The following is a 20,484-nucleotide window of genomic DNA, read 5'->3' as shown; positions in this document are numbered from 1 at the left end:
GGCATGACCTTCGCCAACACGCCCGACGGCCCCATCGAAACCGATGCCGTCATCGTGGGCGCGGGCCCGGTCGGCCTCTTTCAGGTTTTTGAACTGGGCCTGCTGGAGATCAAGGCGCACGTGATCGACTCACTCGCCTACCCCGGCGGTCAGCCGGTCGAGCTGTACCCGGACAAGCCCATCTACGACATCCCCGCCATCCCGGTGTGCACCGGGCAGGAGCTCGTGGATCGCCTGCTCTCGCAGATCAAGCCTTTCGGTGCCAGCTTCCACCTTGGCCAGGAAGTCACCAGCGTGCAACAGCAGGCGGATGGCCGCTTCTTCGTCGCCACCTCCAAGGGCGCGCGGTTCCTCACCAAGACCTTGTTCATCGCCGCTGGCGTGGGCGCTTTCCAGCCGCGCAAGCTCAATGTCGAGGGGCTGGACCGATTCGAGGACACCCAGCTGTTCTACCGGGTCAGGAGCCCGGCCGATTTCGCGGGCAGGCACCTGGTCATCATTGGTGGAGGTGATTCGGCGCTCGACTGGGCCCTGACCTTCGCGGCCGAGGGCCCGCACCGGGCCGCCAGCGTGATCCTCATCCACCGCCGCGACGGCTTTCAAGCCGCGCCCGCGAACGTGGCAAAGATGCGCGAACTCTGCGAACGCCACGAGATGCAGTTCATCGTCGGCCAGACCACCGGCTTCGAGGAAAGCGATGGCCGCCTCACAGGCCTGAAAGTCACCGGCCCCGACGCCGTGACCCGCGTCGTGCCTCTGGACGCCTTGCTGGTGTTCTTCGGTCTCTCGCCCAAGCTCGGCCCGATCGCAGACTGGGGCCTGGACATCGAACGCAAGCAGCTGGTGGTCGACACCGAAAAGTTCTCCACCAGCGTGCCAGGCATCTTCGCGGTGGGTGACATCAACACCTACCCGGGCAAGAAGAAGCTCATCCTCTCCGGTTTCCATGAGTGTGCTCTGGCCGCCTTCGGCGCCGCGCCCTTCATCTTTCCCGACAAGAAGGTGACGCTGCAATACACCACCAGCAGCACCAAGCTGCACAAGGTGTTGGGCGTGGACTCGCCGGTGCTGGATTGAGCCCAGGCCGTGTTGTGCGCAGTGACAAGACGCAGAAAAGACAAAGGCCTTCCGAAGAAGGCCTTTGTCTTTTGTCTGTCTGGCTCCCCGACCTGGACTCGAACCAGGGACCTGCGGATTAACAGTCCGTCGCTCTACCGACTGAGCTATCAGGGAACAGCCTCGAATTATAGCGTCGTTTTTCGCGTTTTTCTATGACCCGCTTCATCTTCATCATCAAACCGCTTTTCTGGCTCAGTGTCGCGGTGCTCACCGTCGCCTCGCTCGTGCCCGTGGTCCTGCTTCCACCCCAGAGCCTCGACATATGGGACAAGGCCCAGCACGCGTTCGGATTCGCCTGGCTGGCGTTCCTGGGCCTGCTCGCCTATCCACGTCGGCCCAACGCGGTGGCTGCGTCTCTGCTGGCCTATGGCGGCGCCATCGAACTGGCCCAGGCGGCCACGGGGTGGCGCTACGGCGAATGGTCGGATCTCGCGGCCGATGGCGTGGGCATCCTGCTGGGCGCCCTGGCCTGGTGGCTTCTTCGTCGGATCGCCCGCCCCGCCGCTTGAAACCGCGGGGCCGCCGCGCACAATAGTGGCATGTCACACACCCCGCCCAACCGAGCATTGCCGTGGCTCGAGCCCGGCCAAGCGTTTCCGTCCGTGGAAACGGCCTGGAGTGCCACGGACCCCGCGCCCGGTCTGCTCGCCGCAGGCGGGGTGCTGGATGTGCCGACACTGGTCGCCGCGTACTCCCGTGGCATCTTCCCCTGGTACAGCGCGGGCCAACCCATCCTGTGGTGGAGCACCGACCCTCGCATGGTGCTGGAGACCCGCCAGTTCCGTCTGCACCGCTCGCTGCGCAAGACACTCACTCGGCTGTTGCGCGAGCAGCGGCTGGAAGTGCGCTTCGACCACGACTTCGAACGTGTCATCCGCGCCTGCGCGCACACGCCGCGCGACGGCCAGACTGGCACCTGGATCCTGCCCGCCATGGTGGAAGCCTACGTCCGGCTCCATCACGCAGGCCTCGCACACAGTGTGGAGGCCTGGTTCGACGGCGAGCTGGCCGGTGGGCTGTATTGCGTCAATCTCGGCGCCATGGTGTACGGCGAGTCGATGTTCAGCCGCCGCAGCGATGCCTCCAAGATCGCCCTGGCGGCGCTGATTGCCTTCTGCCGCGCCCACGCCATGCCCCTGATCGACTGCCAGCAGAACACCACGCACCTGGCATCGCTGGGCGGCCAGCTCATGGCCCGCGACGAGTTCTGCCGACACGTTCGAATGGCCCTGCCCCACCCTGCCCCACGCTGGGAATTCGAGCCCGTATACTGGCAGCACATCCTCTCTGACGACGGTCCTCGCGCGTGACCCACCTCAAAGAACTCCCGCTTCAGGCGCTGCAGTTTTACGCCACGGCACCTTACCCGTGCAGCTACCTGCCGGACCGTCAGGCGCGCTCGCAAGTCGCCACCCCCAGCCACCTCATCCACAACGATGCGTACTCGGATCTGGTCACGCACGGCTTCCGCCGCAGTGGCATGTTCACCTACCGCCCGTATTGCGATGGCTGCCAGGCCTGCGTGCCGCTGCGCGTGCCGGTCGCTTCGTTCACACCCAACCGGAGCCAGCGGCGATCGGCGAAGCAGCACGGCATGCTGCAGACGCGCGTGCTCAAGCTCTGCTTCATCCCCGAGCACTACCAGCTCTACCTGCGCTACCAGAACAGCCGCCACGCCGGCGGCGGCATGGACCACGACAGCATCGACCAATACACGCAGTTCCTTCTGCAGAGCCGGGTCAATTCGCGGCTGGTGGAGTTCCATCAGCCCGGCACCGACGGTGGCCCTTCCCGGCTCAAGATGGTCTCGATCGTCGACGTGCTGAACGATGGCCTCTCGGCGGTCTACACCTTCTACGAACCCGATGAAAAGGCCAGCTACGGCACGTACAGCGTGCTCTGGCAGATCGATCAGGCCCGCGCGCTGGAGTTGCCCCATGTGTACCTGGGCTACTGGATCGGGCAGAGCAGCAAGATGAACTACAAGGCGGGCTTCCAGCCGCACGAGTTGCTGCTCGAGGGCCGCTGGATCACGGCGCCCTGAGGCGTGGCCTGACCGAGGGCGGCGTTCGCTGCCAGCGTGTTCCGGCACCGGTTGGAGGAAGTGGATTTCATCTTGTAAAATCAAGAACAACCTCTGACCTCTCATGACCAAACGCTCCGAGACCCTTCCCAGCACGCCCACTGTCCAGGTGATCGAACGCATGTTCAACCTGCTGGAAGTGCTGGCATCGCGCGAGGAACCGGTGTCGCTGAAGGAAATCAGCGAGAAGACCGGCCTGCATCCCTCGACCGCGCACCGCATCCTCAACGACCTGACCATCGGCCGGTTTGTCGATCGGCCCGAGGCAGGCAGCTACCGGCTCGGCATGCGGTTGCTGGAACTGGGCAACTTGGTCAAGGCACGGCTGAGCGTGCGGGATGCCGCCCTGCTGCCCATGCGCGAGCTGCACAAGATGATCCAGCAGCCAGTCAACCTGAGCGTGCGCCAGGGCGACGAAATCGTCTATGTGGAGCGGGCGTACAGCGAACGCTCCGGCATGCAAGTGGTGCGCGCCATTGGTGGCCGCGCGCCCCTGCACCTCACCTCGGTGGGCAAGCTCTTCCTGGCCGATGACGAGCCGCAACGGGTGCGCGCCTACGCCACCCGCACCGGGCTGGCCGGCAACACGCGCAACAGCCTGACCCAGCTCGCCACCCTGGAACGCGAACTGGCGCAGTGCCGTCAAGCCGGCCTCGCACGGGACAACGAGGAACTGGAGCTGGGCGTGAGGTGCATGGCCGCCGGCATCTACGACGACCAGAGCAAGCTGGTGGCTGGGCTGTCGATCTCCGCCCCCGCGGACCGCATCGACGAGAGCTGGGTGCCCAAGCTGCGCTCCACCGCTGCCGAGATTTCATCCGCGCTGGGCTGCCCCAAGGTGCCGATGCCGGCATCCGCCCGCTGAGCGCGTCACCCCCCATGAAAAACGGCCCTGACGGGCCGTTTTTCATGGGGGCTGGGAAAGGGTCAGCCTTGAGGGCGAGGCATCACGCGCGCATCGGTCTGCACTTCGACCCAGCGCCGCACGCGTTCGGCGTCCTGCATGCGCCCCACTTTGCCCGTGGCGTCCAGAAACACCATGATCAACTGGCGGCCCGCCACCTTGGCCTGCATGACGAGGCAACGGCCGGCTTCGGAGATGTAGCCCGTCTTCTGAAGGCCGATGTCCCACGACGGGTTCTTGATCAGGCCATTCGAGTTGTTGTAGTGCAGCGTGCGACGACCGAGGTCGACCTCGTAACTGGGCGACGTGGACAAATCGCGCAGGATGGGGCGCTGGTAGGCCACGGACACCAGGGTCGCGAGATCGCGCGCGCTCGACTGGTTGGAGCTGGACAGGCCGGTGGGCTCGACGTAACGGGTGTCCGCCATGCCCAGCTCCAGCGCCTTCTTGTTCATCAGGCGCACGAACTCGGCAAGACCGCCCGGGTAGGTGCGACCGAGTGCATGGGCGGCCCGGTTTTCGCTGGACATCAGCGCCAGGTGCATCAGCTCGCCACGGCTGAGCGTGGTGCCCACGGCCAGGCGCGAACTGCTGCCCTTGTAGGTGTCCACGTCGTCCTGCGTGATGGTGATCATTTCCTGCATGTTCAGGTGGGCGTCTGCCACCACCAGGCCGGTCATGAGCTTGGTCAGCGAGGCGATCGGCAGCACGGCCGCGTCGTTCTTGCTGAACAGCACTTCGTTGGTTTCCTGATCGATCACCAGGGCCACGCTGGAATTGAGTTCGAGCGGATCGTCCATCGAACGCAGGCCCAGGCGCGAGCCTTCGGAAAGACGGGGCGCCACGGCCGCGCGCATCACCGCCTGGGTGGCTGCGGGTTTGCGTTGAACGGCCACCTTGTGCAGCGAGGTCGTCTTGCCCGCCGCCATCTGAACCTTCACACGGCCCTGGGGCTTGCTGGCCACGCGAACGGTCTTGCGTGCCGGGGCCTGCGCCACCTTGGGTTGGGCCTTCTTGGAGGTGGCCACCGTGCGCTTGGGAGTGGCCTTGGCTGTCACCGTCTTCTTGGCGGTTTTCGCGTTGCTGGCGGCCTGGGCTTGCAAGGGCGCGAAGGAAAGCGCTACCCAACCGGCAACAGCCGCAACCAGCAAAATTTTGCGAAAACGATCGACGCCGATGACCATGACTCCACTCCAGCAACAGGAACTGCGCAGGGGTGAAGTATAGGCATTCGGAAAAAAACTAGCAATATCAAAAGCTTGGGAAACTGTCTTCAGTGATCGGTAGAACAAGTGCTACTTTTGGTGTCTTTTCTGCGTCTCACGAAACACAATTCATCAAGCCTTTGATTTCATTGGGGTTTTATCCCTGCGCGGCGACTCGGTCCGATTTGCTGTGCAGTTTGTTCAAGGCACTCAGGTACGCCTTGGCCGAGGCCACGACGATGTCTGGGTCGGCACCCACGCCGTTGACGACGCGGCCACCGTGTTGAAGGCGCACCGTCACCTCACCCTGGCTCTCGGTGGAGCCGCTGGTGATGGCGTTGACCGAATACAGCAGCAACTCGGCGCCGCTCTTCACGTGGTTCTCGATCGCTTTCAGGGACGCGTCCACGGGGCCGTTGCCGTCGCTCTCGCCCTGAATTTCCTTGCCGTCCACGGTGAACACCACGCTGGCGTGCGGGCGCTCGCCGGTCTCGCTGCGCTGCTTCAGCGAGACCAGGCCGTACTGCTCCTTCTCGGCGGTCACGCTTTCGTCGCTGCACAGGGCCAGGATGTCCTCGTCGAAGATCTCGCTCTTGCGGTCGGCCAGTTCCTTGAACGCCGCAAACGCGGTGTTGATCTCGCTCTCGGACTCCATCTCGATGCCCAGATCCTGCAAGCGCTGCTTGAACGCATTGCGGCCGCTGAGCTTGCCCAGCACGATCTTGTTGGCACTCCAGCCCACGTCCTCCGCGCGCATGATCTCATAGGTGTCGCGCGCCTTGAGAACGCCGTCCTGGTGAATCCCGCTGGCATGGGCAAACGCGTTGGCACCCACCACCGCCTTGTTGGGCTGCACCACGAACCCGGTGGTCTGGCTCACCATGCGGCTGGCCGGCACGATCTGCGTGGCGTCCACGCCCACGTCCAGGCCGAAGTAGTCGCGCCGTGTGCGCACCGCCATCACGATCTCTTCCAGCGAGCAGTTGCCCGCGCGCTCGCCCAGGCCGTTGATGGTGCACTCCACCTGGCGCGCGCCACCGATCTTCACGCCGGCCAGCGAGTTCGCCACGGCCATGCCGAGGTCGTTGTGGCAATGCACTGACCAGATGGCCTTGTCGGAGTTGGGCACGCGCTCGCGCAGCGTGCGGATGAAATCGCCGTAGAGCTCCGGGATCGCGTAGCCCACCGTGTCCGGGATGTTCAGCGTCGTCGCGCCTTCCTTGATCACGGCCTCCAGCACGCGGCAGAGGAAATCAACGTCGCTGCGGTAGCCGTCTTCCGGGCTGAACTCGATGTCGTCCACCAGGTTGCGGGCGAAGCGCACCGATTGCACTGCCTGCTCCAGCACCTGCTCGGGCGTCATGCGCAGCTTCTTCTCCATGTGCAGGGCACTGGTTGCGATGAAGGTGTGGATGCGCGCGCGCTGAGCGCCCTTGAGGGCTTCCGCAGCCCGCGCGATGTCCCGGTCGTTGGCCCGCGCCAGCGAGCACACCGTGGACTCCTTGATGGTGTTGGCGATGGCCTGCACGCAGTCGAAGTCCCCGTTCGAGCTGGCCGCAAAGCCGGCCTCGATCACATCCACCTTCAGGCGCTCCAGCTGGCGCGCAATGCGCAGCTTCTCGTCCTTGGTCATGGACGCACCGGGCGATTGCTCACCGTCGCGCAGGGTGGTGTCGAAAATGATCAGTTTGTCGCTCATGGGGAAACTCCATTCAAAGTTGTTTTTATCCACCCAGGTCGGGATCAGACCGCCTGGGCTTCGGATTCGCTGGTGTGGGGCCTCGTCACCCGGTGCAGGCCGGACAGGATGGCCTTGAAGGACGCAGAGACAATGTTGGCGTCGATGCCCACCCCGAACACCGTGCGCGTCTCGTCGATGCGCATCTCCACATAGGCCACTGCGCGCGCCTGCGCGCCCGAGCCGATGGCGTGCTCGTGGTAGTCAAGCACCCGCACCTGGCGGTCGATCGCTGCGTTGAGGCCGTTGACGAAGGCGTCGATGGGGCCGTTGCCCTGCCCGTCCACCACCACCGGCTCACCGCCGATCTCCACCTGGGCCGCCACGCGCACGCTCTGGCCCGAGATGTCCTCCATCACGGGCTGCAGCGGCGCGCGGGCCTGGGACAGGCCGTACTCGCGCTCGAAGATGTCCCACAGGTCGGCGGCGGCCAGCTCCTTGCCGTTGGCATCCATGACCTCCTGCACCACCTGGCTGAACTCGATCTGCAAGCGGCGCGGCAATTCCAGGCCGTATTCGTTTTCCAGCAGGTAGGCGATGCCGCCTTTGCCTGACTGGCTGTTGACGCGGATCACAGCCTCATAGCTGCGCCCCAGATCCTTGGGGTCCACAGGCAGGTAGGGGATGTTCCAGGCGTCGTCTTCCCGGCGCGCGGCAAATGCCTTGCGGATCGCGTCCTGGTGAGAGCCGGAGAACGAGGTGTAGACCAGATCGCCTACGTAAGGATGGCGTGGGTGCACCGGCAACTGGTTGCAGTGCTCGACGGTGCGTCGGATCTCGTCGATGTCGGAGAAGTCCAGGCCGGGCGAGACACCTTGTGTGTAGAGGTTGAGCGCCACGTTGACCAGATCGAGGTTGCCAGTGCGCTCGCCGTTGCCGAACAGACAGCCTTCGATGCGATCGGCGCCCGCCATCAAGGCGAACTCACCCGCAGCCGTTCCGGTGCCGCGGTCGTTGTGCGGATGCACGGACAGCACGATCGCATCGCGCCGCGCGAGATGGCGGTGCATCCACTCGATCATGTCGGCAAAGATGTTGGGCGTGCTGTGCTCCACCGTGGACGGCAGGTTGATGATGCACTTGTGTTCGGCCGTCGGCTGCCAGACCTCGGTGACGGCATCCACCACGCGCTTGGAGAAGGCGAGCTCGGTGCCGGAGAACATTTCGGGCGAGTACTGGAAAGTCCACTGAGTGGCAGGCTGCAAGGCGGCGAGCTCGCTGAAAAGGCGGGCCTGTGAGGTGGCCAGTTCGACGATCTCGTCTTCGTTCATGCCAAGCACCACGCGCCGCATGACGGGGGCCACGGCGTTGTAGAGATGCACGATGGCGCGCGGCGCGCCCTGCAAGGCCTCGAAGGTGCGCCGGATCAGCGGTTCGCGCGCCTGGGTCAGCACCTGGATGGTGACGTCCTCGGGAATGAGGCGCTCGTCAATCAGGCGACGCAGGAAATCGAATTCGGTCTGCGAAGCCGATGGGAATCCGACCTCGATCTCCTTGAAGCCGATCTTCACCAGCAACTCGAACATGCGCAGCTTGCGCTCCACATCCATGGGCTCGATCAGGGCCTGGTTGCCGTCGCGCAGGTCGGTGCTCAGCCAGATGGGGGCCTGGGTGAGGACGGCGTCGGGCCAGGTGCGGTCCTTGAGACCGATCGGCTTGAAGGCAGGGTACTTGCTGGCAGGGTGTTTCAACATGGTGCTCTTTCGATGTTACTGAAACCCGCAGCCCCAAAACACAAACGGCCCGCTGCAGGTGCAAACGGGCCGTTTTGAATGGAATGCGCGTGCGCTACCAAGCCTGCCCGTGTCGGACATCCAGTAGTAGGGCGAAAGCGCGAAAAATCATGGCTCAAACTGTATCACAAAGCTCAATCGTCGTGCAGGCCGCGCTCGTCGGGCTCGTCGGTGGAGGTGCTGATCACGCTGGTCGGTCGGCCCTTGGCCTTGCGCCAGAAGTACACCGCATACCCGGACAGCCCGTACACGACGAAGAGCGCGAACAGCACGGTCGGTGGGTGGATGTTGATGACCGCGATGCCCAGGGCCACCAGCACGATGGCCGCGAACGGCACGCTCTTCTTCAGGCTCAGGTCCTTGAAGCTGTAGAAAGGCACGTTGGTCACCATGGTCAGGCCCGTGTAGAGCGTGATGACGAACATGGGCCAGGTCACGTCCTGCGCGGGAATCTCCAACTCGGTCATGAGCCAGATGAACCCCGCCACCAACGCGGCGGCTGCGGGAGACGGCAGGCCCTGGAAATAGCGCTTGTCGACCACGGCGGTGTTGACGTTGAAACGCGCCAGCCTCAAGGCCGCACACGCGCAGTACACGAAGGCCGCGATCCAGCCCCAGCGGCCGATGTCGCGCAAGGTCCATTCGTAGGCGATGAGCGCCGGGGCCGCACCAAAGGACACCATGTCGGACAGCGAGTCCATCTGCTCACCGAACGCGCTCTGCGTGTTCGTGAGGCGCGCGACGCGGCCATCCAGGCTGTCCAGCACCATGGCCACGAAGATGCCCACGGTGGCCAGATCGTAGCGGCCGTTCATGGCCATGACGACCGAGTAGAAGCCGCCGAACAGGGCCGCAAGCGTGATCATGTTGGGCACCATGTAGATGCCCTTGGGGCGCCTGGGGCGTTCGTCGCTTGGCGTCATAGTGGTTTCGGTTCCGTCGTGCATTCGGGCCTCCGTGCGTCGCTGCGCCCAGAAACCCTCGGTTCCTGGAGCAGACCTCCTGCACAGAATGCCCCAGTGTAAAGCAGTGTGTCTGTAGGAAAAGACGACAAAGGCCACCGAAGTGGCCTTTGCGGTCGATGCGCGCCGGCAGGCGGCGCGGCTGGACGATCAGTTGCGGGTCTGGTCCACCAGCTTGTTCTTGGCGATCCAGGGCATCATGGCGCGCAGCTGGGCACCCACCACTTCGATGCTGTGGTCGGCGGTGTTGCGGCGGCGAGCCGTCATCGACGGGTAGTTCAGGCGGCCTTCCTGAATGAACATCTTGGCGTAGTCGCCGTTCTGGATGCGCTTGAGCGCGTTGCGCATGGCCACGCGCGACTGCTCGTTGATCACTTCCGGACCGGTCACGTACTCGCCATATTCGGCGTTGTTCGAGATCGAGTAGTTCATGTTGGCGATGCCGCCTTCGTAGATCAGGTCCACGATGAGCTTGAGCTCGTGCAGGCATTCGAAGTAGGCCATCTCGGGCGCGTAGCCGGCTTCGACCAGGGTTTCGTAGCCCATCTTGATCAGCTCGACGGCACCGCCGCACAGCACGGCCTGTTCACCGAACAGGTCGGTCTCGGTCTCTTCCTTGAAGTTGGTCTCGATGATGCCGGCCTTGCCGCCACCGTTGGCCATGGCGTAGCTCAGCGCCAGATCACGCGCCTTGCCGCTCTTGTCCTGGTGCACAGCCACGAGGTGAGGCACGCCGCCACCCTGGGTGTAGGTGTTGCGCACGGTGTGGCCGGGGGCCTTGGGCGCCACCATCCACACGTCCAGATCCGCGCGGGGCACGACCTGGTTGTAGTGCACGTTGAAACCGTGGGCGAAGGCCAGCGAGCCGCCTTGCTTGATGTTGGGTTCGACGTTGTTCTTGTAGACCTCGCCGATCTGCTCGTCGGGCAGAAGGATCATGACCACGTCGGCGGCCTTGACCGCCTCGTTCACTTCCAGGACGTTCAGGCCGGCCTTGCCGACCTTGTCCCAGGAAGCACCGCCCTTGCGCAGGCCAACCACGACCTTCACGCCGCTGTCGTTGAGGTTCTGTGCGTGTGCGTGGCCCTGGCTGCCGTAGCCGATGATGGCCACGGTCTTGCCCTTGATCAGGGACAGGTCACAGTCTTTGTCGTAGAAAACTTTCATGCTTTGCTCCAATGGATTTGATGGGTTGTGCCGTTCTTCGCGAGCCTGTCGAAGGGCTCTCGGTACCCCGGCCCGCCACAAAGGCGGGCCCGGGCTTCGACAGGCTCAGCGCGAACGGGCAAATGGCTGAGCCCCGAAACAGTCAGACGCGCAGGATTCTCTCACCCCGGCCGATGCCGCTGGCGCCCGTGCGCACGGTCTCCAGAATGGACGAGCGATCGATCGCCTCCAGGAAGGCGTCGTTCTTGCCCTGGTCGCCGGTGAGTTCGATGGTGTAGCTCTTCTCGGTCACATCGATGATGCGGCCGCGGAAGATGTCGGCCATGCGCTTCATTTCCTCGCGCTCCTTGCCCACCGCGCGGACCTTCACCATCATGAGCTCGCGCTCGGTGTAGGCCCCCTCGGTGAGGTCGACCACCTTGACGACCTCGATGAGGCGGTTCAGGTGCTTGGTGATTTGCTCGATGACGTCGTCCGACCCTGTGGTCTGGATCGTCATGCGCGAGAGGCTGGGGTCCTCGGTGGGCGCCACCGTGAGCGATTCGATGTTGTAGCCACGGGCCGAGAACAGGCCCACCACGCGCGAGAGGGCGCCGGGTTCGTTTTCCAGCAGGACAGCGATGATGTGTTTCATGTGCGATTCCTCTTTTCGCCGCCCTCCCCTGCGCACGGTAATGCGCAGGCTTGGCGGACAATAGATTCGTCTGAGGGGATGAAGCGGCGAAGGCTTTTCGCCGCCTCGCTTCGGGGATTACAGGTCTTCGGAACCCAGCAGCATCTCGGTGATGCCCTTGCCGGCCTGAACCATCGGGAACACGTTCTCAGTGGGGTCGGTGCGGAAGTCCATGAAGACCGTGCGGTCCTTGAGCTTGCGCGCTTCGCGCAACGCCGGTTCGACGTCCTCGGGACGCTCGATCAGCATGCCCACGTGGCCATAGGCCTCGGCAAGCTTGACGAAGTTCGGCAACGCGTCCATGTAGCTGTGGCTGTAGCGACCTTCATAGTCGATCTCCTGCCACTGACGGACCATGCCCAGGTAGCGGTTGTTCAAGGCCACGACCTTGATGGGCGTGTTGTACTGCAGGCAGGTGGACAGCTCCTGGATGCACATCTGCACCGAGCCTTCACCCGTCACGCAGAACACCTCGCTGTCGGGCTTGGCCAGCTTGATGCCCATGGCATAGGGAATGCCCACACCCATGGTGCCCAGGCCACCGGAGTTGATCCAGCGGCGCGGCTCGTCGAAGCGATAGTACTGGGCCGCCCACATCTGGTGCTGCCCCACGTCCGACGTGATGTAGGTGTCGGCATCCTTGGTCATGTTCCACAGCGTTTCCAGCACGTACTGCGGCTTGATCACGTCCTTGTTGCCACGGTCGTACTTCAGGCAGTCGCGCGCACGCCAGGTCTCGATGGTCTTCCACCACTCGGCCAGGGCCTTGTCATCGGGCCGCGCGGTGCTCTCGCGCACCATGCTGATCAGCTCGGTCAGCACGTCCTTGACGTCGCCCACGATGGGAATGTCGACCTTGACACGCTTGGAGATGCTCGACGGGTCGATGTCGATGTGGATGATCTTGCGTTCGTTCTGCGCGAAGTGCTTGGGGTTGCCGATCACTCGGTCGTCGAAACGTGCCCCCACGGCCAGCAGCACGTCGCAGTTCTGCATGGCGTTGTTGGCCTCGATCGTGCCGTGCATGCCCAGCATGCCCAGGAACTTGCGGTCGGAAGCCGGGTAGGCGCCCAGGCCCATCAGCGTGTTGGTGACCGGATAGCCCAGCATGTCCACCAGCGTGCGCAGCTCGTTGGTGGCGTTGCCCAGCAACACGCCGCCACCGGTGTAGATGTAGGGCCGCTTGGCCGTCATCAGCAGTTGAAGCGCCTTGCGGATCTGGCCGCCATGGCCCTTGCGCACCGGGTTGTAGGAACGCATCTCCACCGAGTCGGGGTAGCCGTTGTAGGGCACCTTGTTGAAGGACACGTCCTTCGGGATGTCCACCACCACCGGGCCGGGCCGGCCGCTGCGGGCGATGTGGAAGGCCTTCTTCATGACCATCGCCATGTCGCGCGCGTCCTTGACCAGGAAGTTGTGCTTGACGATGGGGCGGGTGATGCCCACGGTGTCGCACTCCTGGAAGGCGTCCAGGCCGATCGCGGCGGTGGGCACCTGACCGGTCACGATGACCATGGGGATGCTGTCCATGTAGGCCGTGGCGATGCCCGTGATGGCATTGGTCACGCCCGGGCCGGAGGTGACCAGGGCCACGCCCACGTCACCGGTGGCGCGCGCGTAGCCGTCGGCCGCGTGCACGGCGGCCTGCTCATGGCGCACCAGCACGTGCTGGATCGTGTTCTGCTTGTAGAAAGCGTCGTAGATGTGCAGCACAGCACCGCCGGGGTAGCCCCAGACGTACTTCACACCTTCGGCCTGGAGGGCCTTGATGAGGATTTCTGCGCCGCGGAGGTCTTGAGGGGCTGCGCCTTTGGCGGCGGCAGCCGAGGCCAGTTCGGCCTTGCTGATTTCCATGATGAACCTTTCGAGAATTTCTCTGACGAAAAACCTTGGGTGCCTCTTGACCCACTCTTGTGGAGCGGTTTCGAGACTTGAGACCAATGGCCATGAGCGGGCACATACCCCGCCGGACCCTGATCCGTTTGCCTTGTTTTGAATTGCAGCCGGCATTATCGCACTGCAACAAGGTTTTTCCAGCCGGGGCGTCGGAAGCCACCCCAAAAAGGCGCCCGCATGTGCCGCAATGCGACAATTCCCGTCTTCCTTGCCGCCTTCGCGCCCGCCGCCTGCCTCATGCCCGCTTCCCCGCCTGCCTCGACCACGCCCCCTTCCAGCGCCGAACCCAACCTGATGGCGCCCTCGCTGCGCCGCCGCATGGCCTGCTGGCTGTATGAGGGCATGCTGATGTTCGGCGTCGTGTTCCTCGCCGGCTACCTGTTTTCCACGCTCACCCAGACCCGGCACGCCCTTGACAACCGGCATGCCCAGCAGGCGTTCCTGTTCGTGGTGTTCGGCATCTACTTCGCCTGGTTCTGGGCCAAGGGCCAGACGCTGGCCATGAAGACCTGGCACATCCGCGTCGTGGACCGCCATGGGCGCGCGCTCACCCAGGCTCGCGCCCTGCTGCGCTACCTGCTGTCCTGGCTCTGGTTGCTGCCACCGCTGGCGGTCTCCGGCCTCATGGGCTTGCCTGGGGGCGAGTTGGCGGTGCTGCTGTGCGGCTGGATCGTCGTCTGGGCCCTGCTCTCGCGCTTCCATCCGCAGCGCCAGTTTCTGCACGATGCGCTCGCGGGCACCCGCCTCGTGCACCAGGCCCCGCCCCCTACACCGCCTCGTGCCAAGCGCTGAAACCAGTCTCCAATGAACAACCAAGAACCCGTTGACGCCCAGAAGCGCCGCACCGGCCTCACGCGCATGGCGCATGCGTTCCGCTATTCCCTGGCCGGCCTGCGCGCCGGCTGGGGCGAAACGGCTTTTCGCCAGGAAGCCCTGGCCGCCCTGGTGATGATTCCCGCAGCGTTCTGGCTCGGCCGAAACTGGGTCGAGACGGCCCTGCTCGCCGCCTCGGTGTTGCTGGTGATGGTGGTCGAACTCCTCAACACCGGCATCGAAACCGCCATTGACCGCATCGGCCCCGAGTGGCACGACCTGTCCAAACGCGCCAAGGACATGGGCAGCGCGGCGGTGCTGCTGAGCCTGCTGCTGTGCGCCGGCATCTGGATCGCCGCCCTGTGGACCCGCTGGGCCTGACCATTTTTTCCTCACCCTCATGACTTCTCCCACCTTCTCCCTCTGCGTCTACTGCGGCTCGCGCCCCGGCGCGCACCCAGCCTTCACCGACACCGCCCGCGCCGTGGGCGAATGGATCGGCAGCCGGGGCGGCCAACTCGTCTACGGGGGTGGCCGCAACGGCCTGATGGGCGTGGTCGCCGAAGCCACGCTCGCCGCCGGGGGCCGCGTGGTGGGCATCATCCCGAAGGCTCTCGTTGAAAAGGAATGGGCGCACCACGGCTGCACCGAACTGCACGTGGTGGACACCATGCACGAGCGCAAGCGCATGATGGCCGAGCGCGCCGATGCCTTCGTGGCCTTGCCGGGCGGCATCGGCACGTTCGAGGAATTCTTCGAGGTCTGGACCTGGCGCCAGCTGGGCTACCACGACAAACCCGTGGGCCTGCTCAACGTGGGTGGCTACTACGACGGTCTGGAAACCTTTTTGCGCACGGGTGTCGAGCAGCAGTTCATGAACGCCTGGCAGATGGACCTGATCCGCGTGGGCCGCGATCCGGCCAGCCTGTTGCCAGAGCTGGTGCAATCCGCCGGGCTGGCGCCCGAGCCGCGCATCGAGGCCATCTGAGCCTCCCGGAACCGGGTCTCAGACCGCGGTTTCGTCCTCTTCGCCGGTGCGGATGCGCACCACGCGCTCGACCGAGGTCACGAAGATCTTGCCGTCACCGATCTTGCCGGTGCGGGCGGCGCGGATGATCGCGTCCACACAGCGATCGACGTCGTCGGTCTTGACCACGACTTCCACCTTGACCTTGGGCAGGAAGTCCACCACGTACTCGGCACCGCGGTAGAGCTCGGTGTGGCCCTTCTGCCGGCCAAATCCTTTCACCTCGGTCACGGTCAAGCCGGTCACGCCCTGCTCGGCCAGGGCCTCGCGCACTTCCTCGAGCTTGAACGGTTTGATGACGGCGGTGATTTGTTTCATTCGGAGGCTCCGGGGGCGTTGCGGGAAAAGCTTGTCTGCATTTCATTATGCCCAACGCATCGCGCAACGTTCGTACACTGCGGGCTCAACCCTTCTCGCGCCACCATGTCCGCACACGCCCTGCCCCGACACGTTCCCCTCACCGTGGCCTACCGGGGAGGCCATCCCGAGAACGTCCACCACGGCTCCATGGCGGTGGTGGATGCGCAGGGCAGGCTGCTGGCGGCCGTGGGCGACGTGGCGTCCCCGATGTTCACGCGCTCTTCGCTCAAGCCATTCCAGGCCATGCCCTTGATCGCCCAGGCCGCGGAGCGCTACCGGCTGAGCGACACCGACATTGCGCTGCTCTGCGCCAGCCACAGCGGCGAATCCCTGCACGTCGACGGTGTCGCCGCGCTGCTGGGCAAGCTGGGCGCAGACGAATCGGCGCTGGCCTGCGGCACCCACGTGCCCTTCTTCTTCGGGGCCACGGGCGCCACGCCGGCACCGGGCGCGCGCTTCACCCGGCTGCACCACAACTGCTCGGGCAAGCACACCGGCATGCTGTTGCTCGCCCACGCGCTCGGCGCCTCGTCCGGCAACTACCTTGACATCGACCACCCGGTGCAACAGCAGATTGCGGCCAGCGTGAGCCATTTTTCCGGCGTGCCCGTCGACCAACTGGTGCGCGGCACCGATGGCTGCAGCGCGCCCAACTACGCCCTGCCCTTGCGCTCGCTGGCGCACGCGTTTGCCCGCCTGACGCTGGCCGAGCCCGACCCGATCTATGGCCAGGCACCACAGCGCATCGCCCGCGCCATGAGCCGCCACCCCGAACGCGTGAGCGGGCAAGGCCGCAACGACCTGGCCCTGATGCAGGCAGGCCGCGGCGACTGGGTGAGCAAGGTCGGCGCCGACGGCGTTCAGGCCTTGGCGAGTTTCAGCCGCGGCATCGGCATCGCCGCCAAAGTCGGCGATGGTCAGTTGGCCCCGTTGATGGTGGCCTTCGTGTCGGCCCTGGAACAACTCGGCTGGCTCGACGAATCCAGCCGGGCCGCCCTCGCCAGCCTGATTCCCCCGCCATTGAAGAACGCGGCGGGCATCGAGGTGGGTGAGATGCGCGCGGTGCTGGCGCTGCGCAGCGTTTAAGCGCGGTACTTGCTGGTGATCGGGTAGCGCCAGTCCTTGCCGAAGCTGCGGTGGGTCACGCGGATGCCCACGGGTGCCTGGCGGCGCTTGTATTCGTTGATGCGGATCAGGCGCACCACCTTGTCCACGTCGGCCCGCTCGAAGCCGGCGGCCACGATGCTCTCGGGGCTCTGGTCGTTCTCCATGTAGCGCTCGATGATCGCGTCCAGGACCGGGTATTCCGGCAGGCTGTCCTGGTCCTTCTGATCGGGTCGCAGCTCGGCGCTGGGTGGGCGCGTGATGATGCGTTCCGGGATCGGGTTCGCACCCGTGCCGTAGGGATCGTGCGCGTTGCGCCAGCGGGCCAGCTTGAAGACCATGGTTTTGGCCACGTCCTTGATGACGGCAAAACCGCCGGCCATGTCGCCATACAGCGTGCAATAGCCCGTGGCCATCTCGCTCTTGTTGCCGGTGGTCAGCACGATGCTGCCGAACTTGTTGGACAAGGCCATGAGCAGGGTGCCGCGGATGCGCGCCTGCAGGTTCTCTTCCGTCGTGTCTTCGGACAGGCCGGCGAACTCGCTGGCCAGGCTGGCCTTGAAGGCTTCGAACTGGGGCGCAATGGCGATCTCGTCGTAGCGCACGCCCATGCGCGCAGCCATGTCGCGCGCATCGATCCAGGAAATGTCGGCCGTGTACGGCGACGGCATCATCACCGTGCGCACACGGTCCTTGCCCAGCGCGTCGACCGCGATGGCCAGCACCAGCGCCGAGTCGATGCCGCCCGACAGGCCCAGGATGGCGCCTGGGAATCCGTTCTTGCCCAGGTAGTCGCGCACGCCCAGCACCAGCGCATGCCACAGGTCGGCCTCCGGGCTGTGGGCGCGGTCGGTCTCGGCGGTGATCTGCCAGCCAGCTCCATCCCGCGTGAAGGCCACATCGAACAGCGTCTCCTCGAAGCTCACCGCGCGACCAGCCAGGGCGCCGTCGGCACCGAGCACGAAGCTGCGCCCCTCGAAGACGATCTCGTCCTGTCCGCCCACCAGGTGCGCGTAGACCAGCGGCAGACCGGTGGAGCGCACCCGCTCGCGCATGGTGGCTTCGCGCTCGCCGCCCTTGCCGGCATGGAACGGCGAAGCATTGATGACAGCCAGCAGGTCGGCGCCGGCGGCCCGGGCGTCGGCGGCAGGGGCGTCGAACCAGGCGTCTTCACAGATCAGCAGGCCCACGCGCACGCCTTCCACCTCGATCACGCAGGGCGCGTGGCCCGGCACGAAGTAGCGGCGCTCATCGAACACCTGGTAGTTGGGCAGCTCGCGCTTGGCGTAGGTGTGGGTCACCAGGCCCTCGCGCAACACGCTCGCCGCGTTGTGCAGGTAAGCCACGGCCACGCTGCGTTCGCGCCGTTCGATCGTGGCCCCAGGCGCCCGCGCCGGATGTCCCACCACGATGTGCAGGCCTTTGAGGTGGGTCGTCCCGGCCGCGATGACTTTGAGGGCATCATCACACGCATCGATGAACGCCGGCCGCAGGAAAAGGTCCTCGGCCGCGTAACCGCAGAGGGCCAACTCGGGCGTGAGCAGCAGGCGCGCGCCACGGGCATGGGCCTGGGTGGCGGCGTCGACGATTTTCCGGGCGTTGCCCACCATGTCGCCCACCACGAAGTTGAGCTGGGCCACGCAAATGGAGAGAGTCATGGGGTCTGGAAACCTTGCTGGAGAGACCGCGAAAACGCGGTGGGCGGGAGCCGTGTTTGTCTGAAATCGATTATGTCACCCGGGTCTTTGCCTCGCCGCAGGCGATCGATGCCGGCGCCTGGAACGCGTTGCTGGACAACGAGCCCGACCCCAGCCCCTTCATGCGCCATGAGTACCTGTCGGCGCTGCACGAAAGCGGCAGCGCGCGAGAGGCCACCGGCTGGCAAGCCCAGTTCGTGACGCTGTGGCGCGGCGATGTGCTGCACGCGGCCTGCCCGATGTACCTGAAGAGCCACTCCTACGGCGAGTACGTGTTCGACTGGGCCTGGGCCAATGCATACGCTCAGCATGGGCTGGACTACTACCCCAAGGCACTGGTGGCCGTGCCGTTCACCCCGGTGCCGGGCGCGCGCCTGCTGGCCCGCGACCCGGCCTCGCGCGCGGCGCTGGTGAAGGCCTTGATCGCGCACACCCGAGAGGAACAGCTGTCGTCGCTGCACCTGCTCTTCGCGCAACCCCACGACATCGACGCGTGCCATGCCGCCGGCCTGATGCTCAGGCACACCGTCCAGTTCCATTGGAGCAATCAGGATGCGAGGGGCCAGCCCTTTGACGATTTCGAACATTTCCTGGCCAGCCTGCAGCAGGAAAAACGCAAGAAAATACGGCAGGAGCGGCGCAAGGTGGCCGATGCGGGCGTGCGCTTCCGCTGGTCGCGCGGCGCCGACATTTCAGAGGCCGACTGGGACTTCTTCTACCGCTGCTACGAGCGCACCTACCTCGAGCACGGCAACGCGCCCTACCTGAGCCGGGATTTTTTCCGCCGCATGGCGACCACCATGCCGCAACACTGGCTGCTGTTCATCGCCGAACGCGAAGGCCGGCCCATGGCCTGCAGCCTGATCGGCATCGACGACCACACCCGCGTGGCCTACGGGCGCTACTGGGGTGCACTGGAGCGCGTGGACTGCCTGCACTTCGAGGCCTGCTACTACCAGCCATTGGCCTGGTGCATGTCACACGGCTTCGTCCGTTTCGAAGGGGGCGCCCAGGGCGAACACAAGATGGCGCGCGCCCTGCTGCCGGTGAAGACGACCAGCGCCCACTGGCTGGCACATCCCGCGTTCGCGGACGCGGTGGAACGCTTCCTGGAACGCGAAGGCCAGGGGATCGGGGAGTACCTCGATCACCTGGCCCTGCGAAATCCGCTCAAGGCAGCGCCTTGAGCCTGGGTTGATCAGGCCTGCTTGGCCTTGTTGTAGTTCGCGATGCCGTCCAGGATTTCCTGGTGGGCGGCGTCCTTGCCTTCCCAGCCGATCACCTTCACCCACTTGCCGGGCTCCAGGTCCTTGTAGTGCTCGAAGAAGTGCTGGATGGTGTTCAGGCGCATCGGGTTCAGGTCTTCGGGCTTCTGCCACTGGGTGTAGATCGACAGGATCTTGTCGGTCGGCACGGCCAGCACCTTGCCGTCTTCGCCGGCCTCGTCCTGCATCTTCAGGATGCCGATCGCGCGGCAGGGCACGACCACACCGGGAATGAGGGGCACGGGCGTGATCACGAGCACGTCGACCGGGTCGCCATCGCCAGAGATCGTCTGCGGCACATAACCGTAGTTGGTCGGGTAGTGCATGGCCGTGCTCATGAAGCGGTCCACGAAGATGGCGCCGGTTTCCTTGTCCACCTCGTACTTGATCGGGTCGGCGTTCATCGGGATCTCGATGATCACGTTGAACGATTCGGGAACGTTTTTGCCTGGGGTGACGTTGTCAAGGGACATGTTGATAAGGTCGTGGTTTGAAAAGGGGCTTTTCGGTCCGGCAGGCCTGCCGGCGAACAAAGGCGCGCCTGGATTCGGCCCGGCGCGCCTAGGATTTACCCTGATTTTACCGACTCCAGGCTGACAAACCTGGCCACAAGGAGTGGCCAAGTGGCATTTCCCCGCTAAATTCAAGGGGTTGGCCAATCGCCCTGTTTCAACGCTGTGCAACGCAGCGCAAACCGGCAGCGAGGAAGCAACGCAGCGGGGGCAGCCCCGGAGGCGT

Annotated in this window: 20 protein-coding genes and 1 tRNA gene; 10 read left to right on the top strand and 11 right to left on the bottom strand. The window is 64.9% G+C overall.

Annotated features, from left to right (window positions below; genetic code table 11):
* Window positions 1-3: 3 nt before the first annotated feature.
* On the top strand, window positions 4-1,077 hold the full coding sequence (locus AC1Q9M_RS17445; RefSeq protein ID WP_382325134.1) for an NAD(P)/FAD-dependent oxidoreductase: 1,074 nt from the start codon (window positions 4-6) through the stop codon (window positions 1,075-1,077).
* Between the two features lie 80 nt (window positions 1,078-1,157).
* On the opposite strand, the gene AC1Q9M_RS17440 is transcribed toward AC1Q9M_RS17445, so the two are convergent.
* Window positions 1,158-1,233 (bottom strand) — tRNA-Asn (locus AC1Q9M_RS17440).
* Window positions 1,234-1,271: 38 nt separating this feature from the next.
* On the opposite strand from AC1Q9M_RS17440, the gene AC1Q9M_RS17435 reads away from it, so the two are divergent.
* From AC1Q9M_RS17435 to AC1Q9M_RS17420, 4 genes are all read left to right on the top strand, one after another.
* Window positions 1,272-1,628, top strand: coding sequence for a VanZ family protein (locus AC1Q9M_RS17435; protein WP_382325136.1), 357 nt, complete (start codon window positions 1,272-1,274; stop codon window positions 1,626-1,628).
* A 30-nt stretch (window positions 1,629-1,658) separates the two neighbouring features.
* A complete protein-coding gene (gene aat / locus AC1Q9M_RS17430) occupies window positions 1,659-2,429 on the top strand; it encodes a leucyl/phenylalanyl-tRNA--protein transferase (protein ID WP_382325138.1) in 771 nt (256 codons plus the stop codon).
* Window positions 2,426-3,163 carry an arginyltransferase gene (locus AC1Q9M_RS17425; RefSeq protein WP_382157477.1) on the top strand — a complete coding sequence of 246 codons (738 nt, stop codon included), beginning with the start codon at window positions 2,426-2,428 and terminating at the stop codon, window positions 3,161-3,163. The genes aat and AC1Q9M_RS17425 overlap by 4 nt, the downstream gene beginning before the upstream one ends.
* 103 nt (window positions 3,164-3,266) lie before the next feature.
* Window positions 3,267-4,067, top strand: a complete 801-nt coding sequence (locus tag AC1Q9M_RS17420) for an IclR family transcriptional regulator (RefSeq protein WP_382157475.1) — start codon at window positions 3,267-3,269, stop codon at window positions 4,065-4,067.
* A 62-nt stretch (window positions 4,068-4,129) separates the two neighbouring features.
* Here the strand turns inward: AC1Q9M_RS17420 and AC1Q9M_RS17415 are convergent, their stop codons facing one another.
* The 7 genes from AC1Q9M_RS17415 to AC1Q9M_RS17385 all read right to left on the bottom strand — a co-directional run bounded on the left by AC1Q9M_RS17415 (window position 4,130) and on the right by AC1Q9M_RS17385 (window position 13,438).
* On the bottom strand, window positions 4,130-5,290 hold the full coding sequence (locus tag AC1Q9M_RS17415; RefSeq protein ID WP_382157473.1) for a serine hydrolase: 1,161 nt from the start codon (window positions 5,288-5,290) through the stop codon (window positions 4,130-4,132).
* A gap of 178 nt (window positions 5,291-5,468) precedes the next feature.
* Window positions 5,469-7,010, bottom strand: a complete 1,542-nt coding sequence (locus AC1Q9M_RS17410; protein WP_382157471.1) for a 2-isopropylmalate synthase — start codon at window positions 7,008-7,010, stop codon at window positions 5,469-5,471.
* Between the two features lie 44 nt (window positions 7,011-7,054).
* Complete coding sequence (leuA, locus tag AC1Q9M_RS17405) at window positions 7,055-8,743, bottom strand: 2-isopropylmalate synthase (RefSeq protein ID WP_382325139.1); 1,689 nt, start codon at window positions 8,741-8,743, stop codon at window positions 7,055-7,057.
* A 173-nt stretch (window positions 8,744-8,916) separates the two neighbouring features.
* Window positions 8,917-9,729, bottom strand: coding sequence for a CDP-diacylglycerol--serine O-phosphatidyltransferase (gene pssA / locus AC1Q9M_RS17400; RefSeq protein ID WP_382157467.1), 813 nt, complete (start codon window positions 9,727-9,729; stop codon window positions 8,917-8,919).
* Window positions 9,730-9,894: 165 nt separating this feature from the next.
* Entirely contained in the window at window positions 9,895-10,911 is a 1,017-nt protein-coding gene (gene ilvC, locus AC1Q9M_RS17395; RefSeq protein WP_291118923.1) for a ketol-acid reductoisomerase, read from the bottom strand.
* Between the two features lie 142 nt (window positions 10,912-11,053).
* Window positions 11,054-11,545 (bottom strand): acetolactate synthase small subunit, encoded by a 492-nt coding sequence (gene ilvN, locus AC1Q9M_RS17390; RefSeq protein WP_291118919.1) that lies wholly within the window; start codon window positions 11,543-11,545, stop codon window positions 11,054-11,056.
* A 117-nt stretch (window positions 11,546-11,662) separates the two neighbouring features.
* Window positions 11,663-13,438, bottom strand: coding sequence for an acetolactate synthase 3 catalytic subunit (locus AC1Q9M_RS17385; RefSeq protein WP_444686689.1), 1,776 nt, complete (start codon window positions 13,436-13,438; stop codon window positions 11,663-11,665).
* Window positions 13,439-13,717: 279 nt separating this feature from the next.
* Between AC1Q9M_RS17385 and AC1Q9M_RS17380 the strand changes: the two genes are divergently transcribed.
* From AC1Q9M_RS17380 to AC1Q9M_RS17370, 3 genes are read left to right on the top strand one after another with little or no spacing between them, the layout of a single operon-like run.
* Window positions 13,718-14,272, top strand: coding sequence for an RDD family protein (locus AC1Q9M_RS17380; protein WP_444686690.1), 555 nt, complete (start codon window positions 13,718-13,720; stop codon window positions 14,270-14,272).
* 12 nt (window positions 14,273-14,284) lie between these two features.
* Window positions 14,285-14,674 carry a diacylglycerol kinase gene (locus AC1Q9M_RS17375; RefSeq protein WP_382157461.1) on the top strand — a complete coding sequence of 130 codons (390 nt, stop codon included), beginning with the start codon at window positions 14,285-14,287 and terminating at the stop codon, window positions 14,672-14,674.
* Between the two features lie 19 nt (window positions 14,675-14,693).
* Entirely contained in the window at window positions 14,694-15,281 is a 588-nt protein-coding gene (locus AC1Q9M_RS17370; protein WP_382325142.1) for an LOG family protein, read from the top strand.
* Between the two features lie 18 nt (window positions 15,282-15,299).
* On the opposite strand, the gene AC1Q9M_RS17365 is transcribed toward AC1Q9M_RS17370, so the two are convergent.
* Complete coding sequence (locus AC1Q9M_RS17365; protein ID WP_066265986.1) at window positions 15,300-15,638, bottom strand: P-II family nitrogen regulator; 339 nt, start codon at window positions 15,636-15,638, stop codon at window positions 15,300-15,302.
* A 105-nt stretch (window positions 15,639-15,743) separates the two neighbouring features.
* On the opposite strand from AC1Q9M_RS17365, the gene AC1Q9M_RS17360 reads away from it, so the two are divergent.
* A complete protein-coding gene (locus AC1Q9M_RS17360; RefSeq protein ID WP_444686691.1) occupies window positions 15,744-16,766 on the top strand; it encodes an asparaginase in 1,023 nt (340 codons plus the stop codon).
* Here the strand turns inward: AC1Q9M_RS17360 and AC1Q9M_RS17355 are convergent.
* On the bottom strand, window positions 16,763-18,442 hold the full coding sequence (locus tag AC1Q9M_RS17355; protein WP_492434823.1) for an NAD+ synthase: 1,680 nt from the start codon (window positions 18,440-18,442) through the stop codon (window positions 16,763-16,765). The genes AC1Q9M_RS17360 and AC1Q9M_RS17355 overlap by 4 nt on opposite strands.
* 56 nt (window positions 18,443-18,498) lie before the next feature.
* Here AC1Q9M_RS17355 and AC1Q9M_RS17350 point away from each other — a divergent pair, with 56 nt between their 5' ends.
* A complete protein-coding gene (locus tag AC1Q9M_RS17350; RefSeq protein WP_444686693.1) occupies window positions 18,499-19,668 on the top strand; it encodes a GNAT family N-acetyltransferase in 1,170 nt (389 codons plus the stop codon).
* 11 nt (window positions 19,669-19,679) lie between these two features.
* Here the strand turns inward: AC1Q9M_RS17350 and ppa are convergent, their stop codons facing one another.
* Window positions 19,680-20,219, bottom strand: a complete 540-nt coding sequence (gene ppa / locus AC1Q9M_RS17345) for an inorganic diphosphatase (protein WP_382157451.1) — start codon at window positions 20,217-20,219, stop codon at window positions 19,680-19,682.
* Window positions 20,220-20,484: the final 265 nt, after the last annotated feature.

The organism is Hydrogenophaga sp. GW823-FHT04C09, from assembly GCF_058796355.1.
The sequence above is the reverse complement of the archived record's forward strand: the minus strand, read 5'-3'. Positions and strand labels throughout refer to the sequence as shown.